The sequence below is a fragment of the Kitasatospora sp. NPDC087861 genome, assembly GCF_044742585.1.
Taxonomy (GTDB): domain Bacteria; phylum Actinomycetota; class Actinomycetes; order Streptomycetales; family Streptomycetaceae; genus Kitasatospora.
The window spans coordinates 229,153-244,546 of record NZ_JBIUUS010000009.1 but is presented as its reverse complement, the minus strand read 5'-3'; the positions used below and the strand labels follow the sequence as shown (position 1 = coordinate 244,546).

The 15,394-nt window shown below is 70.8% G+C and carries 18 protein-coding genes; 8 read left to right on the top strand and 10 right to left on the bottom strand.

All coding sequences use genetic code 11. The annotated features are described in order from the left end of the window. Positions 1 to 119: 119 nt before the first annotated feature. A complete protein-coding gene (locus ACIOJE_RS16060) occupies positions 120 to 470 on the top strand; it encodes a hypothetical protein (protein WP_400776703.1) in 351 nt (116 codons plus the stop codon). A 539-nt stretch (positions 471 to 1,009) separates the two neighbouring features. On the opposite strand, the gene ACIOJE_RS16055 is transcribed toward ACIOJE_RS16060, so the two are convergent. From ACIOJE_RS16055 to ACIOJE_RS16035, 5 genes are all read right to left on the bottom strand, one after another. Beyond that, entirely contained in the window at positions 1,010 to 2,410 is a 1,401-nt protein-coding gene (locus ACIOJE_RS16055) for a pyridoxal-phosphate dependent enzyme (protein ID WP_400776700.1), read from the bottom strand. Positions 2,411 to 2,546: 136 nt separating this feature from the next. Continuing rightward, complete coding sequence (locus tag ACIOJE_RS16050; protein ID WP_280682783.1) at positions 2,547 to 2,978, bottom strand: SRPBCC family protein; 432 nt, start codon at positions 2,976 to 2,978, stop codon at positions 2,547 to 2,549. A 366-nt stretch (positions 2,979 to 3,344) separates the two neighbouring features. Continuing rightward, complete coding sequence (locus tag ACIOJE_RS16045) at positions 3,345 to 4,076, bottom strand: hypothetical protein (protein ID WP_280682785.1); 732 nt, start codon at positions 4,074 to 4,076, stop codon at positions 3,345 to 3,347. Between the two features lie 17 nt (positions 4,077 to 4,093). Then, positions 4,094 to 4,279, bottom strand: coding sequence for a hypothetical protein (locus ACIOJE_RS16040; protein WP_280682787.1), 186 nt, complete (start codon positions 4,277 to 4,279; stop codon positions 4,094 to 4,096). Further along, positions 4,276 to 4,719 carry an ATP-binding protein gene (locus tag ACIOJE_RS16035; protein ID WP_280682789.1) on the bottom strand — a complete coding sequence of 148 codons (444 nt, stop codon included), beginning with the start codon at positions 4,717 to 4,719 and terminating at the stop codon, positions 4,276 to 4,278. The genes ACIOJE_RS16040 and ACIOJE_RS16035 overlap by 4 nt, the downstream gene beginning before the upstream one ends. Positions 4,720 to 4,892: 173 nt before the next feature. Between ACIOJE_RS16035 and ACIOJE_RS16030 the strand changes: the two genes are divergently transcribed. The 3 genes from ACIOJE_RS16030 to ACIOJE_RS16020 all read left to right on the top strand — a co-directional run bounded on the left by ACIOJE_RS16030 (position 4,893) and on the right by ACIOJE_RS16020 (position 6,618). Next, positions 4,893 to 5,753, top strand: a complete 861-nt coding sequence (locus ACIOJE_RS16030; RefSeq protein ID WP_400776694.1) for a helix-turn-helix domain-containing protein — start codon at positions 4,893 to 4,895, stop codon at positions 5,751 to 5,753. Further along, positions 5,750 to 5,983, top strand: a complete 234-nt coding sequence (locus tag ACIOJE_RS16025) for a DUF397 domain-containing protein (RefSeq protein ID WP_400776691.1) — start codon at positions 5,750 to 5,752, stop codon at positions 5,981 to 5,983. The genes ACIOJE_RS16030 and ACIOJE_RS16025 overlap by 4 nt, the downstream gene beginning before the upstream one ends. A 272-nt stretch (positions 5,984 to 6,255) precedes the next feature. After that, on the top strand, positions 6,256 to 6,618 hold the full coding sequence (locus tag ACIOJE_RS16020; RefSeq protein ID WP_280682794.1) for a hypothetical protein: 363 nt from the start codon (positions 6,256 to 6,258) through the stop codon (positions 6,616 to 6,618). 54 nt (positions 6,619 to 6,672) lie between these two features. On the opposite strand, the gene ACIOJE_RS16015 is transcribed toward ACIOJE_RS16020, so the two are convergent. The 3 genes from ACIOJE_RS16015 to ACIOJE_RS16005 form a co-directional block, all read right to left on the bottom strand. Continuing rightward, positions 6,673 to 6,909 (bottom strand): hypothetical protein, encoded by a 237-nt coding sequence (locus ACIOJE_RS16015; RefSeq protein WP_400776688.1) that lies wholly within the window; start codon positions 6,907 to 6,909, stop codon positions 6,673 to 6,675. Positions 6,910 to 7,116: 207 nt separating this feature from the next. Beyond that, a complete protein-coding gene (locus tag ACIOJE_RS16010; protein ID WP_400776686.1) occupies positions 7,117 to 8,292 on the bottom strand; it encodes a serine/threonine-protein kinase in 1,176 nt (391 codons plus the stop codon). A gap of 126 nt (positions 8,293 to 8,418) precedes the next feature. After that, a complete protein-coding gene (locus ACIOJE_RS16005; protein WP_280682799.1) occupies positions 8,419 to 8,979 on the bottom strand; it encodes a TetR/AcrR family transcriptional regulator in 561 nt (186 codons plus the stop codon). Positions 8,980 to 9,063: 84 nt separating this feature from the next. Between ACIOJE_RS16005 and ACIOJE_RS16000 the strand changes: the two genes are divergently transcribed. Together ACIOJE_RS16000 and ACIOJE_RS15995 are read left to right on the top strand one after the other, a co-directional pair. Beyond that, positions 9,064 to 9,912, top strand: coding sequence for a patatin-like phospholipase family protein (locus tag ACIOJE_RS16000; protein ID WP_400776683.1), 849 nt, complete (start codon positions 9,064 to 9,066; stop codon positions 9,910 to 9,912). A 326-nt stretch (positions 9,913 to 10,238) separates the two neighbouring features. Continuing rightward, positions 10,239 to 11,759, top strand: a complete 1,521-nt coding sequence (locus ACIOJE_RS15995; protein WP_400776680.1) for a glycoside hydrolase family 18 protein — start codon at positions 10,239 to 10,241, stop codon at positions 11,757 to 11,759. Between the two features lie 119 nt (positions 11,760 to 11,878). Here ACIOJE_RS15995 and ACIOJE_RS15990 read toward each other — a convergent pair whose 3' ends face one another. Further along, positions 11,879 to 12,448, bottom strand: coding sequence for a hypothetical protein (locus ACIOJE_RS15990; protein WP_400776677.1), 570 nt, complete (start codon positions 12,446 to 12,448; stop codon positions 11,879 to 11,881). Between the two features lie 218 nt (positions 12,449 to 12,666). Here ACIOJE_RS15990 and ACIOJE_RS15985 point away from each other — a divergent pair, with 218 nt between their 5' ends. Together ACIOJE_RS15985 and ACIOJE_RS15980 are read left to right on the top strand one after the other, a co-directional pair. Next, positions 12,667 to 13,809, top strand: coding sequence for a serine hydrolase domain-containing protein (locus tag ACIOJE_RS15985; protein ID WP_400776758.1), 1,143 nt, complete (start codon positions 12,667 to 12,669; stop codon positions 13,807 to 13,809). Then, positions 13,806 to 14,372 (top strand): hypothetical protein, encoded by a 567-nt coding sequence (locus tag ACIOJE_RS15980; RefSeq protein ID WP_400776675.1) that lies wholly within the window; start codon positions 13,806 to 13,808, stop codon positions 14,370 to 14,372. Before ACIOJE_RS15985 ends, ACIOJE_RS15980 begins: the two co-directional genes overlap by 4 nt. Before the next feature lie 84 nt (positions 14,373 to 14,456). Here ACIOJE_RS15980 and ACIOJE_RS15975 read toward each other — a convergent pair whose 3' ends face one another. Continuing rightward, positions 14,457 to 15,269 carry an alpha/beta hydrolase gene (locus ACIOJE_RS15975; protein ID WP_280682809.1) on the bottom strand — a complete coding sequence of 271 codons (813 nt, stop codon included), beginning with the start codon at positions 15,267 to 15,269 and terminating at the stop codon, positions 14,457 to 14,459. Positions 15,270 to 15,394: the final 125 nt, after the last annotated feature.

Below are 15,394 nucleotides of genomic sequence, written 5' to 3'. Positions count from 1 at the left end.
GATGGCCCCGGCTACTCCCGCGTCCCTGGCGTCGTCTACGTCGAGGACTACGCGACCGAAATGGAGGTCACCATCAGCGGCAGCGTGACCGGCGCCGAGATCAGCGTGAACGGAGGGCCATGGACCCGGATCACTCCATGAGGCTCATCCGCACCGCGATCATTGAGGGCGTCTGCCCTGAGGAGATCGAGGCCCTACTGAAGGGCGACACCATCCTGGAGAGCTCACCTGTAAACAGTGAGTCGCTGCGCCGGACGTATACTCGGCGGCTTCTCCGGAGTCCCACTGAGGCGAGGCATCTTGCTGCGACTCGCGCTCTCGTCGACTTCCTGTCCTCCGTCGACGACCCGGAACTCTCCATGATCACGGTGGATGCCGGAGACCGGGGATACGAGATGTTCCTGGCGGACGCGGAGGAGACCCGCATCCAGTTCTGGATGAGTATGTTCAGTAGGCCTGCAACGATGTAGAAGTTCACACGCCTTTCTTTCCTCGGCTGACGGAACCGACAAGGCAGCAAGGCCTGCTATTTCAACTCGGAATGCATTGTAATGAACCCAGGCGAAAGGACATGGGATTTCGTCGGCACACCACACATCGGGTGATCAAGAGGAATATGCTTACCTTTGGGACGAGTCGGATCCTGGCTGGATCCTTTTCCGGGGAAGGATCGTTGATATTCCGAAAATCTTCAACCGGATCACCCGCATGCTCCTGTCGATGGAAGACAACGACGAATTGCGTGCCCTGACGGAACTGATGCTTTATCACGACGTTCCGCTGCTAGATTAGATCCCCCCCGGGGGATTAGCCGAGCGACCGGGTCGACTGCCTCCCAGCTCGACCCGATCGGTACCGATTGAGCGGCTAAGGGGACAACGATGACAGGTGGCCTCACCTCATTCAAGGCTAGGCCACCTGCGCACGCCCCGCCGGCGGGCGCGGCCCTCCAACCGCGCCCGCTCATCCGCTGCTCACCCCCTGCTCGCCCGCATTCCCACCCGCGCTCTCACCCCCCGAACGCCGCCCGCGGCAGCACCGCCACCGCCCGCCCGTCGACCAGCACCACCGCAGCCTCGTGCGCACCCCCCAGCACCGCCCGCGCCTCGGCCGGCGACTGCCCGACGCCCACCGCCGGCAGCACCGGCCCGATCAGCGCGCCCAGCGGATCACCCAGCGGATCGCCCGGCGTGGCCCCGCCGTCCGAGAGCGCCGCCGCCAGCACCGCCCGCGACACCGAGCCGACCACCTCCGTCGCGCTCACCCCGTACGGCCTCGCCGACCGCGCCAGCACCACCGGCGCCACCCCGCCGGGCGCGGCGCGCAGCGCCTCCAGCGCCTCGCCGACCGTCGCACCGGCGTCGACCACGACCAACGGGCCGGCCCCGTCGAGCAGCGGGCGAATCAGCGGCCGGAGGCCGTCCGCCTCCTCCAGGAAGCCCCACTGTCGCATCCAGTCGTCGCTGTGCACCTTGGAGAGGTAGGACCGCCCCGAGTCCGGCAGCAGCACCACGACCAGGTCGTCCGGCCCGAGGCGCCGCGCCACCCGCAGCGCCGCCGCCACCGCCGTGCCCGAGGAGGGCCCGGCCAGGATGCCCTCCTCGCGGGCGAGCCGACGGGCCGTCAGCAGCGACTCGCGGTCCGGGATGCGCTCGAAGGCATCCGCCGCGTCCGACCGGTAGGCCTGCGGCCAGCGGTCCTCGACGGTGTCGGGGTGGAGAAAGTGCCCGATGCTATCGACGAACCACGGGCTGCCGTCCCCGCCCCCGTACATCGAGGACTCCGGGTCCGCGCCGACCACGGTCACGGAGCCGCCGGACACCTGCCTGAGGTAGCCGCCGTTGCCGGTGATGGTCCCGCCGGTGCCGACGCCCGCGACGAAGTGGGTCACCCGGCCGCCGGTCTGCTCCCAGATCTCGGGGCCGGTGGTGCGCACATGGGCGTCCGGATTGGCCGGGTTGTCGTACTGGTTGGCGAGCCAGGCGCCGGGGATCTCCTCCACCAGCCGCCGCACGACGTTGAACAGGTGCGCCGGGTCCTCGGCCGGCACGGCCGTCGGGGCGAGCACCACCTCCGCGCCGTACGCCCGCAGGATGTCCGACTTCTCGGGCGCGGACTTGTCGGACACCCCGGCGATCACCCGGTAGCCGCGCTGCCGCCCGACGATGGCCAGCCCGATGCCGGTGTTGCCGGAGGTCGCCTCGACGATCGTCCCGCCCGGCCGCAGCAGACCGTCCCGCTCGGCGGCCAGCACCATGGACAGCGCGGCGCGGTCCTTGACGCTGCCGCCGATGTTGAGGAACTCGGCCTTGGCGTAGATCGGCGCGGGCAACCCGGCGCCGAGCCGGGCGAGGCGGAACAGGGGCGTCCCACCGATCGCGTCGAGTACGGATTCGTGCACTGCCGCCATGTGCGGCCCCCTTCGGTCGGTGTCCGACCGAGCCTGCCCAGCCACGAGGCCCGATAGCCGCCCCGCCGCGGAGTGAAAGCCGCGGAGTGAAAGCCGGCCGCGCCGACTTTCACTCCGCCCTCCCGCTTGTGCCGCCCTACCTGTTCTCCACCATCTCCTTGAACTGCTCCAGATCCGTTCGCACCGCCTGCTCGACGGCCCGCACCTGGGCGAACCCCTTCGGCCCGCCGAACGCCTCCCGCAGCTCGGCCCCGTCGTACTCCAGCCGCGCCTGCAGCGCGCAGTGCCCGTCGTCCAGCTCCAGCACGGCGAAGGCGCCCTTCAGCTCCGGGCTGCCGCCGAGCGTCTGCCACGCCAGCACCTGCTCACCGCCCCGGTCGGTGAGCTCGGTGTCGAAGCCGCGTGGTTCACCCCCGGCACCCACGTCGAAGTGCGCCCGGCTGTCGCCCTCGGCGAAAGCGCTGCGCACACCGTCGACGAACTGTGGATACTCGTCGATCCGGTGCAGCTGTGCCCAGACCTGCTCAGCAGGGGCGTCGATCTCGATCTGTTCTTCCAGCCTGCTCATCGGAAGCCTCACTTCCCGAACCGGCGGCCCAGCCCGGCCCGGCCGGGCCATCAAACCCCTTCCAGCCTGCGCCGCCCCGCGCCGACCCGCACGTTCGCACGGGAACCGCCGCGCGGCGTCCGGGGCTTTGCGTGACTGATCCACTGCGTTGCGCCGGCGGGGGCCGTCGGCGGGAGCGGTCGGCGGAGGCCGTCGGCGGGGGCCGTCGGTGGGAGCGGTCGGCGGAGGCGGACTGGCGCGGCGCGAACCGGGGCGCGCAACGGCCAGTACGCGCCCTCTGAACTGGTCACGCTCCAAGTTGCGCAACGGCGCCGGGTACGCCCGCCCCCTCCGGGGTGGCCTGTACGGAGAGTGACCGGGGCGCGGTCAGATGAGCGGGGCGAAGAGGTCGCGCTCCCAGTGGACGAGCCAGGAGGCGGTGAGCGACGGCAGCTCCTGGCCGTCCGTGGACTCGTCGTACGGCAACACGGCGGTCGGGGCGAGCCAGCCCTCCCCCGGGTCGATGCGGACGCGCAGCAGCTTGAGCGGTCTGCGCAGGGCGAGGAACATTCGCAGGTCGCCGGTGTGGGGGTGGTGGGTCTCGTAACGGTCATGGACGGTACGGCAGATGGACTTGATGTCGGTGTCCGCGAGCAGGAGGTGGCGACTGCCGGGGCCGAGGTTGACGCAGAGCCGCCGACGGGCGCTGTCGCGGTCCGGGTAGGGCAGGTTCTGGTGGTCGTCGACGTGCAGGCCGGGCCGCAGGCCGCTCTCCGGCAGCCGGTGGGTGACCGGTTCGCCGGGCGGGTCGTCGGTCTCGCCGAGGGCGACGAGCATCGGGTCAGCGAGGAAGCCGACCAGCGCGGCGAGGGCGTGGACGTCGGTGACGGTCTCGGGGAGGCGGAAGAACTCGACCAGGCCGCTGTCCTTGGTGAAGACACCCGGCGCGAAGCGCTCGGGGTGGTCCCCGGGGAGCGGGGACCAGTCGCCGGCGGGGACGACGGCGCCGTTCTCGTAGCCGGGCACGTCGTGGAGTCTGCGGACGCCGCCGATGTCGCAGCGGGCACGGAGGGCCTCAGGGTCACGGAAGACGATGGCGGCGGGGTGCATGGTGGTCACGGGTCGAACTCCTCGGGTCAATCGTCGTCGTCGACGTCGTTGTGACGGTTGATGCCGGTCATCAGGGCGGCGGCCAGGGTGGTCCACCAGACGACATCGGCGGTGGCCGGCTCGCGCGGTGGGACGAGGTCCGAGGCGAAGCAGGCGAGGGCGAGGCTGGCGGCGGTGATCGCAGCCGTGGTGGCGAGCTTGATGGTGCTCAACTTTCGGGCGAGGGAACGTTGCTGTTCGCAGCACGAAGGACGCGCGCCCAGACGCGTTTGCCCTCGTCGCGCCGCGTGATCACCCCGAAGTCGAAGGCGATCCGGCGGGCGAGTTGGATGCCCCGGCCGCCTTCGTTGAAGCGGCGCGGACGCGGCTCGCGAAGCGGGAGGTCGCCGCGGGGGTCCCAGACTTCGAGGCGGCAGTCGCCGTCGAACTCCTGGAGGTAGAGGCGGACTTCGCCGTGGCCGTGGCAGGCGTGGACGACGGCGTTGGTCACGAGCTCGGAGGCGATGAGGACGAGGTCGTCGACCGGCTCTCCGGCCCAGCCCCAGGAGGTGAGCTGATCGCGGATCAGACGGCGGGCGGTGCAGACCGAGGTCGCGTGCTCGGTGAGGGCGGTCTCCCAGGTTCGGAGGACCGGGTTACGCAAGGTGGACATGAGTCACCCCACACCTTCAGTGGCGTGTTCGTGCGGTCACGTTGAGTGTGGATCCTCGTAATTCGAAAACGCAACCTCAATGCCAGAGAAATTAATTGATCATGATTTGGACTTGAGCCCAGGCCTACGAACTGGCGAGACTGGACCCCACACACCGCAGGGAGGGGCGCCACTTGAGCAAGGACCTATCGGCCATCAGGCAGATCCGCCTTGGTGACGAACTGCGCACCTGGCGGCTGGAGAACAACAGAACGCTGACCGACATGACCGCCGGCCTGAAGGGGTGGAGTGCCGGTCGGCTCAGCAGAATCGAGCGAGCCCTACAGCCGATCAGCGCGGCCGACCTGGCCACGTTGCTTGACCACGCCGGGGTCACTGGTCAGGAGCGGGAAGATCTCGAAGCGTTCCTCGGCTCCGGACCTCCGAAACAGTGGTGGCGCGACCTTGACTACTCCGAAACCATCACGCCAGCCTTCGCCGAGTACCTCGCCCTCGAAGCCGACGCTTCACACATGCTGAACTACTTCCCCTCGGCCTTCCCCGGCTTGGTCCAGACGATGGACTACGCCAAGGAGATGATCGGCGCGGGAGTTGACGCTCCGAACGAGGAGTTGATCGATGCCGGAGCCGAGGTTCGGATACTCCGCCAACGACGCCTGACGGACGAACCAACTCTCACGTACGAGGCGTACTTCGGCGAGGTTGCGCTGCTCGTAGCAGGAGATCCGGACGTGTTGATCGGCCAGATCAATCACGCCATCAAGGTAGCCGGGTACCCAAATGTCTCGCTGCGCATGGTGCCGCTGAGCGCGGGAAGGCCCGGGATCCTCGCGTCAGGCGTCACCGTGATGCGCTTCCCGGACGACCCGGACGACGGCTTCGTCTTCGTCGAAGCCGTCGGCGGTATGCTCCCGCGTAGAGCGGGACGCGAAGTGCGCCGAGCCGAAAGGGCGTTTGCCCGAGTCAAGCGGTGCTCGCTGTCTCCGGAAGACACCATCGCCGCCCTTGAACGCAAGTTGGAAGAGTTGACGTGAGCAACAGGCACGACCCCTACGATCACAACCCTGCCGACGCCGCCTGGGCCAAGTCCCCCTTCTCTGCAGAAGGCAACGGCGACTGCGTGATCATCGCCCGCTTCGACAACGGCGACGTCTGGCTCGGCGACGACAAGAACCCGAACCGCCCCCACCTCGCCTTCGACCAGGCCGAATGGACCGCCTTCGTCCAGGCCATCGAAGCCCGCGACCCCCGCTTCACCGCCTGAGCCCATCGCACCACCCCACGAGGGCCCGTCCGCCACGGTCGGGCCCTCCTGCCGTCCTAACTCGTTCCGGGCGAGCCCGGCGCGCCGTCGGCAGCGCGACGTGCCGTCGCCCTCGACTGAAGCGCCCCTGGCGAACCGTCAATTAGGCCCTGTCTGGCACATGACCGTCCTTTGCTGAGGAGACCTGTGCTCTGCTGGACCATGTCGGCCGAGAGCGGGTTAGCCGCGGTGCTCGCGATGGGCTTCGGCGCGCGACTTTCAAGGAGACGATCATGGGGATTGAGCTCGAACTGCACTCTGCGCGGCCCACGTGGACCGAGTCGGACGACTGGCATACGTCCAGGGTTACGCTCCTTCAAGGATCGTACGAGCACGGAGAAGCGTTGGAACAGGTACTGTCCAGGCTAGGGAGGAGCAGCTCGGGCGAGCTCTGCCCGGGCGGGCTCCGCTCGGTCGATCGTGTCGGCGACACGCTGTTCGACGAGCGCGAGGCCGAGGCCGCTCTTCGGGAGATCCCCGGCCTCTTGCAGCAGTGCACCTATGAGTCGCATACGGCCGCCGTACGTGACCTGGCAACGCTGTTGGCCTCCTGCGTGGCGACGCCCGGCAGTTACCTGTGGTTCATGGGAGATTAGTACTCCAGCTGTAGTTCGTGAGGCGTGTGTGGCTGGAGGGATGAAATGGGTGGATCATTCCCAGCCGTGCTCGGCGTAGGTCCGGTTGTCCCACTCCGGGTGCTCTGTGGTGTAGGTACCCCAGCCCATGCGCTGGTAGTACAACGTCATCGCGTCGAAGTAGCTCGCGGCCTCGACGGTCCACACGAGCCGGGCACGTTCGGACAAGAGCGCACGAGCCCCGTCTCCGCGCGGTCCGGCCAGGCAGAACATCTTTCCCTCCTCGCCTTCGTCCCACAGCTCGTGAAGCACCGGCTCAGGATAGTGGTCGGGATCGGACGCCCGGAATATCCGCAGCCCGGTCAGATGAGCGCCGTCTCCGGTGGTGGCACTGTCGAGCTCGATACTTGAGCTTGTTGATCGCCCGTCCGACGGTGTCGCGCTTCTTGTAGCGGTCCTCGTCGAATCCGGGCGGCCGGCCCCCGGTCCTGCCGCCGCTCGGCTCCGCCCGCCGGCGGCTTACGCCGGGAGATAGCGATCAAGGGCCAGGGTCAACTGCTCGACCCAGTCGTTGAGTCGGGACGCCCGGCGCGTGCCCAGCCAACAGCGGACCACGCTACCGTCGTGACGGTGGGCGGTCACCCTGAGCCGCCGGGACTCCACGGTGTGGTCGAGGGTCCTGATCTCCGCCCAGGTGAGCGCAACGCTCTCTCCTTCGGAGTCGATCATGACGCCGTCCGCGTCGACGGTGACACTGCTCCCGCGGTCTGCCGCGATGAACACGAACTCGTCGTCGTCCTCCCCCTCGTCCCCGCTCCGCGGCTGTGCGCGGAGGGTCGGCGTGTACCCCACCGGGGCCGTCGCGAACGGCTTCTGTCCTTCCCCCGGGACCACGGTGGGGGTGTACTGCGCCGAGGCAGGCACGAACAGGTCCAGGAGCTGGTCCGTTGTGGGGCGCAGGGCCGGGTTCTTGGCCAGGCACGCGGCGACAGCCGGGCGCATTCCTTCCGGCACCGCGGACAGATCGGGCGCTTCGTGCACCGAACGGTACATCAGTCCGATGGGTGTTCCCGCGCCGAACGCACTGCCGCCCGCGGCGGCGACCAGCACCGCGCCGAGTGCGAACACGTCTGCGGCGCCGCTCACTTCGAGGCCTTGGGCCTGCTCCGGCGCAAGGAATCCGGGGGTGCCGAAGGCAGCTCCGGTCATGGTCAGGCGGGTTGACTCAACAGCACGCGCGATGCCGAAGTCCAGGACCCTCGGACCGTCCTCGGCCATGATGATGTTGCCGGGCTTGAGGTCGCGGTGGACCAATCCGCAGGCGTGGATGGCCTGCAGGGCCTCGGCCAGGGCCGCGCCGAGCATCCGCAACCGCTCCTCGCCCATCGCTCCCTGCGCTGCGAGCAGTCCGGACAGTGTGGGCCCCGGCACGTACGCCGTGGCGAGCCAGGGCGCCTCCGCCTCCGGATCGGCATCCACGACCGGGGCCGTGTGAAACCCACCGACCCGACGGGCCGCGGCGACCTCGGCCCGGAACCGCTCGCGAAAATGCGGATCGGCGGCAAGTTCCGGACGAGCCACCTTGACGGCCACCGCGCGGCCTCCGCGCGAACGTGCCAGGTAGACGGTGCCCATCCCGCCGGCGCCCAGTTCGCGTTCGACGGTATAGCCGCCGATACGCCTGGCCTCGTCCATTCCGAACCCCATGGGTCGCGCGCCTCCCCGAGTCTTCGCGCGGACCAGTATGACCGAGGCTCCGAGCCTCCGCGCCCTCCCTCTCTGCCTGTAGCGATCGTATCGGCGACGTTCTCCGAAGGGCGTTCACTGCTTGAGGAGTTCAGCGAAGCGGTCCAGCGCACGATCGGTGCGGTGGCGGTCGCCGGTGGCTGTGAGATCGAACAACAGACCCCGGACAACGGCCATGACCAACGTGGGCGTGACGGTGTCGTCCGGACCGGTGGAGACGTCGCGGAAGGTGGCACCGAGAGTGCCGAACCAGTCCGTGATCGCCTCGCCCTGGTCGGGGTAGTTCTCGGGGTGGACCAGGCCGTCGGCGTGCACCTCGAAGAACAGCCGGACGAACGGCGCACGTTCGTCTGCGCTGATCCACGCCCAGATGCCACGCAGCCGCTCCTGCACGGAGCCCGTCGCCACCGGAAGGCGCTCGGCCAGGCGCACCGCACCTCGGCGACGGGCCTCGGCGAGGACCGCAGCGACCAACTCCTGTTTGCTGCCGAAGTCGTAGAGCAGCATCCGTGGGCTGGTGTCCAGGGCCGCGGCCAGTGGTCGCAGGCTCAGCCCGGCCAATCCGTGCGCCAGCACGTAGTCGGTCGCCCGCGCCAGTGTGCGCTCACGACGGGCGGGATCTGCGGGTCGCCCCACGGTGGATCTCCTCTCGCAACTCGAAACTGAAACAGCGTTAGCGAGTATATGGTACGACTGTTTCACTAACGAGGGGAGACCACCTTGCGCACCTTCGACCGAGCACTCGTCCTGGGTCCCGGGAGTCACGTCGGCACGGCCTGGATGGCAGGGCTGGCCTACGGGTTGCGCCGCGACGGCGTGGATCTGGGCGAAGCCGACCTGATCGTCGGCACGTCGGCCGGCGCGATCGTCGCAGCGCTACTCGCCACCGATCAGGACCCGGGGCGGCTCGCGACGTCGGCTCGCCAGCCGGCTCACCGACTCAAGGCGGACCCCGCGCGGATGGGCGAGGTGTTCGCCGTACTCGGCGACCACAGCCTGGAACCCGGCGAGGCCAGGCGTCGCGTCGGCCGGCTCGCGCTCGACAGCACCGACCCCGAAGCCGATGAGGCGCTGATCGCGGGGCGCGCCGCCTTGATCGGTGCGGACGCGTGGCCGCAGCGGCGGCTGCTGATCGCCGCCGTGGACGCAACCACCGGTGAGCCCGTGGTGTGGGACCGCGACAGCGGCGTGCCGTTGGTGCACGCGGTGGCGGCGAGCAGCGCCTTCCCCGGGGCCGCGCCGCCCGTCGCCATCGACGGCCGGCGGTACATGGACGGTGCGCTGCGGTCGGGTACCAACGCCGATCTCGCGGCCGGCGCCCGCACGCTGGTCGTGGTCGAGCCGATGGCGCACCTGTTTCCCCGCGAGCCGCTCAACCAGCAGCTGGCGGCCGTGGGGGCGGACACCGTGGTGACCATCGGCCCCGATCCCGCCTCGGTGCGCGCCTTCGGCTCGGACCCGGGCGACCTGGCAGCCTGGGAGCCGGCCTACCAAGCGGGTCTTCGCCAGGCCGGCGGCATAGGCGCGCAACTCCGCTCCACGTGGCGGACGGAAGCCGACGCGGACTGACCGCCGACCAGGTCCGTGATGCGTGGGCGGGGGCAGCCCAGCGGATGAGTCGCCGCGTAGGCCGCCCCCTCCAGCAGCGCAGGCGCAGGTCCTCGGTGATCACAGAGCGTCTCAACTCGATGATCACCAAGACCTGCGCCCGTCCTGCTTCCGGGATAGCCCCACCACGCCTGTCCGCGCGACCTCCACGCCGCCCCTGACGATCAGTCAACTCGTTCACCCGAACCCGCCCGCGCCACCCGGTCCGGTCACTACCCTGCACAAGCACGGTCACACCCGGCGCCACACCGGGCACTTTCCGCTAGCGCGATGCAGGGAGAACTGTCATGAGCGAGCTGGTGTACCCGTCCGACCCCGGCCTCGACGGCCGGGCCGTCGACGCGGCCGAACGCACGTATCAGATGAACGGCTTCGACCCGGCGCGGGAGGACTCGAAGCTCTCCTTCACCCCCTGCCGGGTGGCCGGGCCCGCCTTCAACACCTACCGGCGCAGCGGCGAGCAGACCGTGTCCGGCTTCCTGGACACCACGTGGGCCTACGACAGCCGCCTGACGGACGACAGCGGAGGCCCCACCGGCGGGCCGGGCGCGGACCTCACCCGGCTGGAGGCCGCGAACGGGGCCTTCGACGAGATCGTCCTCGGCCTGGTCGGCATCGTCGGCGACCAGGGCAGCCTGGCGGCGGCCACCGCCCAAGCGGCACAGGACTTCGGCATCCCCGCCGCCGACCACGGCGCGGTGGCCTTCATCGACCCGTGGAGCGCGGTGGCCGCCTACCTCGGCTACGGGTTCGACGGCTGGGTCTCCAACGACTACCCGGCCCTGTTCGGCCAGCAGCAGGCCCAGGGCCTGCTGGGCGCCGCGCGCCGCCTCACGGAGCGCAACCCGGACCTCGCGGTCGGCCTGCACGTCGGCGGCTGGGAGCTGAGCCAGGCCTTCCACACCATCGCGCAGGACCCGGCCTCGTGGCGGCGGTTCGCCGAGTCCGTGGTGCGCGTGTTCCGCGCCTTCCCGATGTTCTCCGCCCTCCACCTGGACTGGCGCTGGCCCGGCTCGGCCGGCGCCCCGGGGGCCGGGTACGGGCCGGAGGACGCCGGGAACTACGCCGCGCTCATCCACGAGACCAGGGCCGCCCTGGCCGCCGCCGGCTCCGCCGCCACGATCGCCGTCGCGGTGCCGGCCTCCGCCGCCCAACTGGACGCGATGAACATCCCGCTCCTGGTGGAGGCCGGCGCCGAACGGCTGGACCTGATGTCCTTCGACTTCTTCGGCAGCCCCTGGTCCACCGGGCTCGGGCACCACACCTCGCTGCGCCGCGACCCGAGCAGCAGCCAGACGGACTGCGTCGACGGCGCCGTCACCCACCTGATCGAGCGCACCGGCGTGGACCCCCACCGCATCCACCTCGGCTACGCCACGACCACCCGCAACGCCAAGCGGTCCCGGCTCACCCGCAGCTCGCCCCTGCGCGGCACGTACGACACCGCTTCGGGCCAGACGGTCGGCTCCTTCGCGCCCGGCACGAGCACCTACGCCGACGTGCTGCGCAACTACCTCGACCTGGAGAACGGCGAGGGCCGCAACGGCTTCGAGCTGCACACGGACATCTCCGCCGACGCCGACTACCTCCACAACCCGGCCACCGGCGTCTTCCTCTCCCTCGACACCCCGCGCTCCGTCCGCGCCAAGGCCGAGTACGCCCGCGCCCGCGGCCTCGGCGGCCTGTTCGCCGAGCACGTCGAGGCCGACCCCGGCCTGCTCACCAACGCCGCCCGCGAGGGCCTGGGACACACCGTCACCACGACGGTCGTCGACATGAAGCCCCTCTACGTCACCGGCCGCGGCTGACGGCGGGTGACCGACCGCCGCCCGGGCGGCGGCACCACGGGAGGCCCTGTGCGGCCCGAAGCCCCCGGCCTACCGGCCGCCGGGCTCCGGGCTCCGGCCGCCGGGCTTCCGGCCGGGACTCACCACCCCTGCGGGTGCCGGGACAGCCAGTCGGCGTGCCGCTCCCGCAGCCGGTCCCGCTCCTCGGAGGAGGTGAGGTAGACGTCGGCGCCGCCGTCGTACGGGTGGTAGAGCCGACGCATGGCGGTGTCCGCGACGATGACGCCGGCCACCTCCTCGTCGGCGACGCGGCGCAGCAGCTCGTCGAGACTGCCGGGCCGCCACGTCCGGCGGTCGACGAAGACGTGGCAGTAGGTGCGGAACTCCGGATCCGGGTCGTCCGTCTGCAGCCGGGTCTGCCAGTGCGTGCCGGCCGGGCGCTCGTCGGGGACGTCCGGCCCGCTCGTCCACGTCGGCGTGATCACGTAGACGTCCGAACCGTCGAACAGCTCGTCCAGGACCGTGTTGTGGCGCTCCAGCACGACGGCGTACTCGCCCTCGTCGTCGGGGTAGCGCTTGGACTCCGGCAGGCTGTGGAAGCGCACCCAGACGTCCCTGTGCTCGGCGCCGATCTCATGCCCGACCGGGGGGCCGCCGGGCCACCGCTGCAGCCACAGCGCGGTCAGCACGTCCAGCGCTTCACGATCCATTCCGAACCCCCTCAGTACCCCTCAGTCGCCGACCATCATGCCCGACGCCGACCCCCCGCCCGGCAGCGGCTGCTCGCCGCTGCCGCTCGCCCCGGCCCGGGTGGGAAACCTGGTCGTGCCGAGCGCTCCGACCCCGTACCGTGGTCCGGTCGACGATCTTGGGGCAGCGACTCCACGAGGGCTGGCTCCACGAGGACCAGAGAACGGGGCGGGACACCATGCAGCAGTACCCGGGCTGGGCCGACGAACGGTTCGGCGCCGTGGCGGACGTCTTCGCCCGCAACTTCGCCGAGTTCCCCGAGCTCGGCGCCGCCGTCACGGTGTTCGCCGGCGGCCGCAAGGTGGTCGAGCTGTGGGGCGGGACGGCCGACGAGCGCACCGGGCGGGCCTGGACGCAGGACACCGTCGTCCCGGTCTTCTCCTGTGCCAAGGGCCCGGTGAGCATCAGCGCCCACCTGCTCGCCCAGCAGGGCCGGCTCGACCTCGACGCGCCGATCGCCCGCTACTGGCCCGAATTCGCCCGCCACGGCAAGCAGGACATCACCACCCGCATGATCCTCGGCCACCGCGCGGGCATCCCGGCCCTGGACGCGGTGCTCTCCTTCGAGGAGATCGCCGACTGGACGCCCGTCGTCCGCGCGATCGAGGAGCAGGAGCCGCTCTGGGAGCCCGGCACGACCTACGAGTACCACGGCCACGTCCTCGGCTTCGCGGTCGGCGAGGTGATCCGCCGGATCACCGGGCTCACGCCGGGCGCGTTCCTCCGCAAGGAGATCGCCGAGCCGCTCGGTCTGCCGGTCTGGATCGGCCTTCCGGAGAGCGACCTCCCGCGACTGGCCCGGCTGGTGGAGGCGGAGGGCCGCCGCCCGATGCCCGGCCCGGAGCACCTGCTGACCCGGATCGTGACGATGAACGGCGCCCTGGTCTTCCCCGGCCTGGACTCACCGCACGGCTGGAACGACCCGGCCCTGCACGCGATCGAGCTGCCCGGCGCGGGCGCGGTCGCCTCCGCCACCGGGCTGGCGGGGCTCTACGCGGCGGCCGCCACCGGCCTGGACGGCGCCCCGCGCCTGCTCTCGCACGAGACCGTCACCGACGCGGTGCGCGAAGTCTCCTCCGGCGCGGGCTTCCTGGGCTTCGACATGGGCGCCCGCTGGGGTTCCGGCCTGCTGCTGGACTCCCCCGCCTTCCGTCCGCTGCTGGGCGCGCGCAGCTTCGGCAACGACGGCGCGGGCGGCCAGTTCGCCTTCGGAGACGACGAGTTCGGCGTCGGCTTCGGCTACGTCGCCAACCGGATGATCGGCCACGGCGACGCCCGCGCCACCCGACTGGTCGACGCGGTGCGCGGGTGCCTGGGGTGACGGACTTCCTCGCGCGGCTCACCGCGCTGGCGGCCACCGGCGGCCTGGACGGCTTCGACGGCCTGCGCTACAACGCCTCGTTGCCCGAACTCGCCGCCCACTACGGCGATCCCTGGGACGGCGGGCGGATCCACCGCGAGTCCCGCTGGCCGCACGGCTTCGGCTGGGGCGACGTGCAGACGGTGTTCTGCCACTGCCGCCGGCTCCAGTCGCTCTCCCTGCCCGTGTGGCACGGCGAACTCGAGCTCCCGCTGGCCGGTGGCGGGTTGCGGACATTCGACACGCACGTCACCGAGTCGTCCCTGGTCGCCGCGCTGACCGCCGCCGGCTGCCGCTGGGAGACCGTGACGTACGAGAACGTCCCCGACCAGCGCACTCTGGAGGTGGCGGTGGCCGAGGAGATCCGGGTGGCGTTCGTCCTCACCGACCGCGAGGACCGCGACGCGCCGCCGCTGGACGACTGGGTGCTGAACAAGGCCCTGCTGTGGGGCTACGATCACACCGACTGCCCGGAGCCGGACCGCACCCTCCCCGACGACGGTTGGGGAGCGGCACCCAACTGACCTGTGTCGTCGGCCCGTTCGATCTTCGACGCTCGAACCCCAGGTGTCAGCGGAACGGGCCGACCGCAGGCGTCGCGCCGCGACTCACGACGCCAACGCGCGCGGCAGCACCACCCGCACCCACTCCTCCGGCTCCGACAGATGCGGAGCGTGACCGGCACCCTTGTACAGGTGCCGCTCCACACTCGGCAGGGTGAGGTCGATGATGTCCAGCACCTCGCCGTACATCGACGGGCTGTCGTCGCTCTGCGTGAGCAGGGCGGGCTCCGTGAAGCGGGCCAGCGCGGTCAGGTCGAGGTCCAGGGCGTCCGGGTCGCGCAGCTCGTCCAGGTAGGTCGGCGCGTTGCGCACGTAGGTGTGCCGCACCGGCGCGGGCAGCTGCGCCCAGGCCCCCGGCCCGAAGGCGACCGTCTCCACGAACAGCTCGGCCGCCGCGGCCGACTCCGCCTGCTCCAGCAGCTCCCGGACGGCGGCGATCCGACCGGCGAGCTCGGTGGCGGCCGGCCGCAGCTCGGGATCGGCGAGCAGGACGCCGGTACCGGGCGGCTCGTGCACGGCGATCCCCCGCAGCAGGTCTGGCCGGGCGGAGGCGAGCCGCAGCGTGATCAGCGACCCGTACGAGCTCCCGCAGACGAAGGCCGGGGCCAGTCCGAGCGCGTCGATCAGCCCGGCCAGGTCGGCCGCGTCCTCGTACACCGAACCCTGGGTGAGCAGGTCCTCGCTGCGACTGTGGCCCCGCCGGTCGTAGGCGACGACGGTGGTGAACTCGGCCAGGCCCGGCATCACCCGCGCCCAGCTGTCGCCGTCGGTCCACGAGCCGTGCACCAGGACGACGCCCGGCCCCTCCCCTTGGGCCTCGTAGTGCAGCGACACCCCGTTCGCCCTGATCTCGGCCATCACGAGCCTCCCGATCTCGGCGGTGCTCCTCCACCAGCCTGACACAGGCGCCCGAAACGCTCAGAACGGTCGGATCGGTGTGCTCGTCTCGGCGCCCGTCGTCACCGGGCGTGACGAGATGCGGG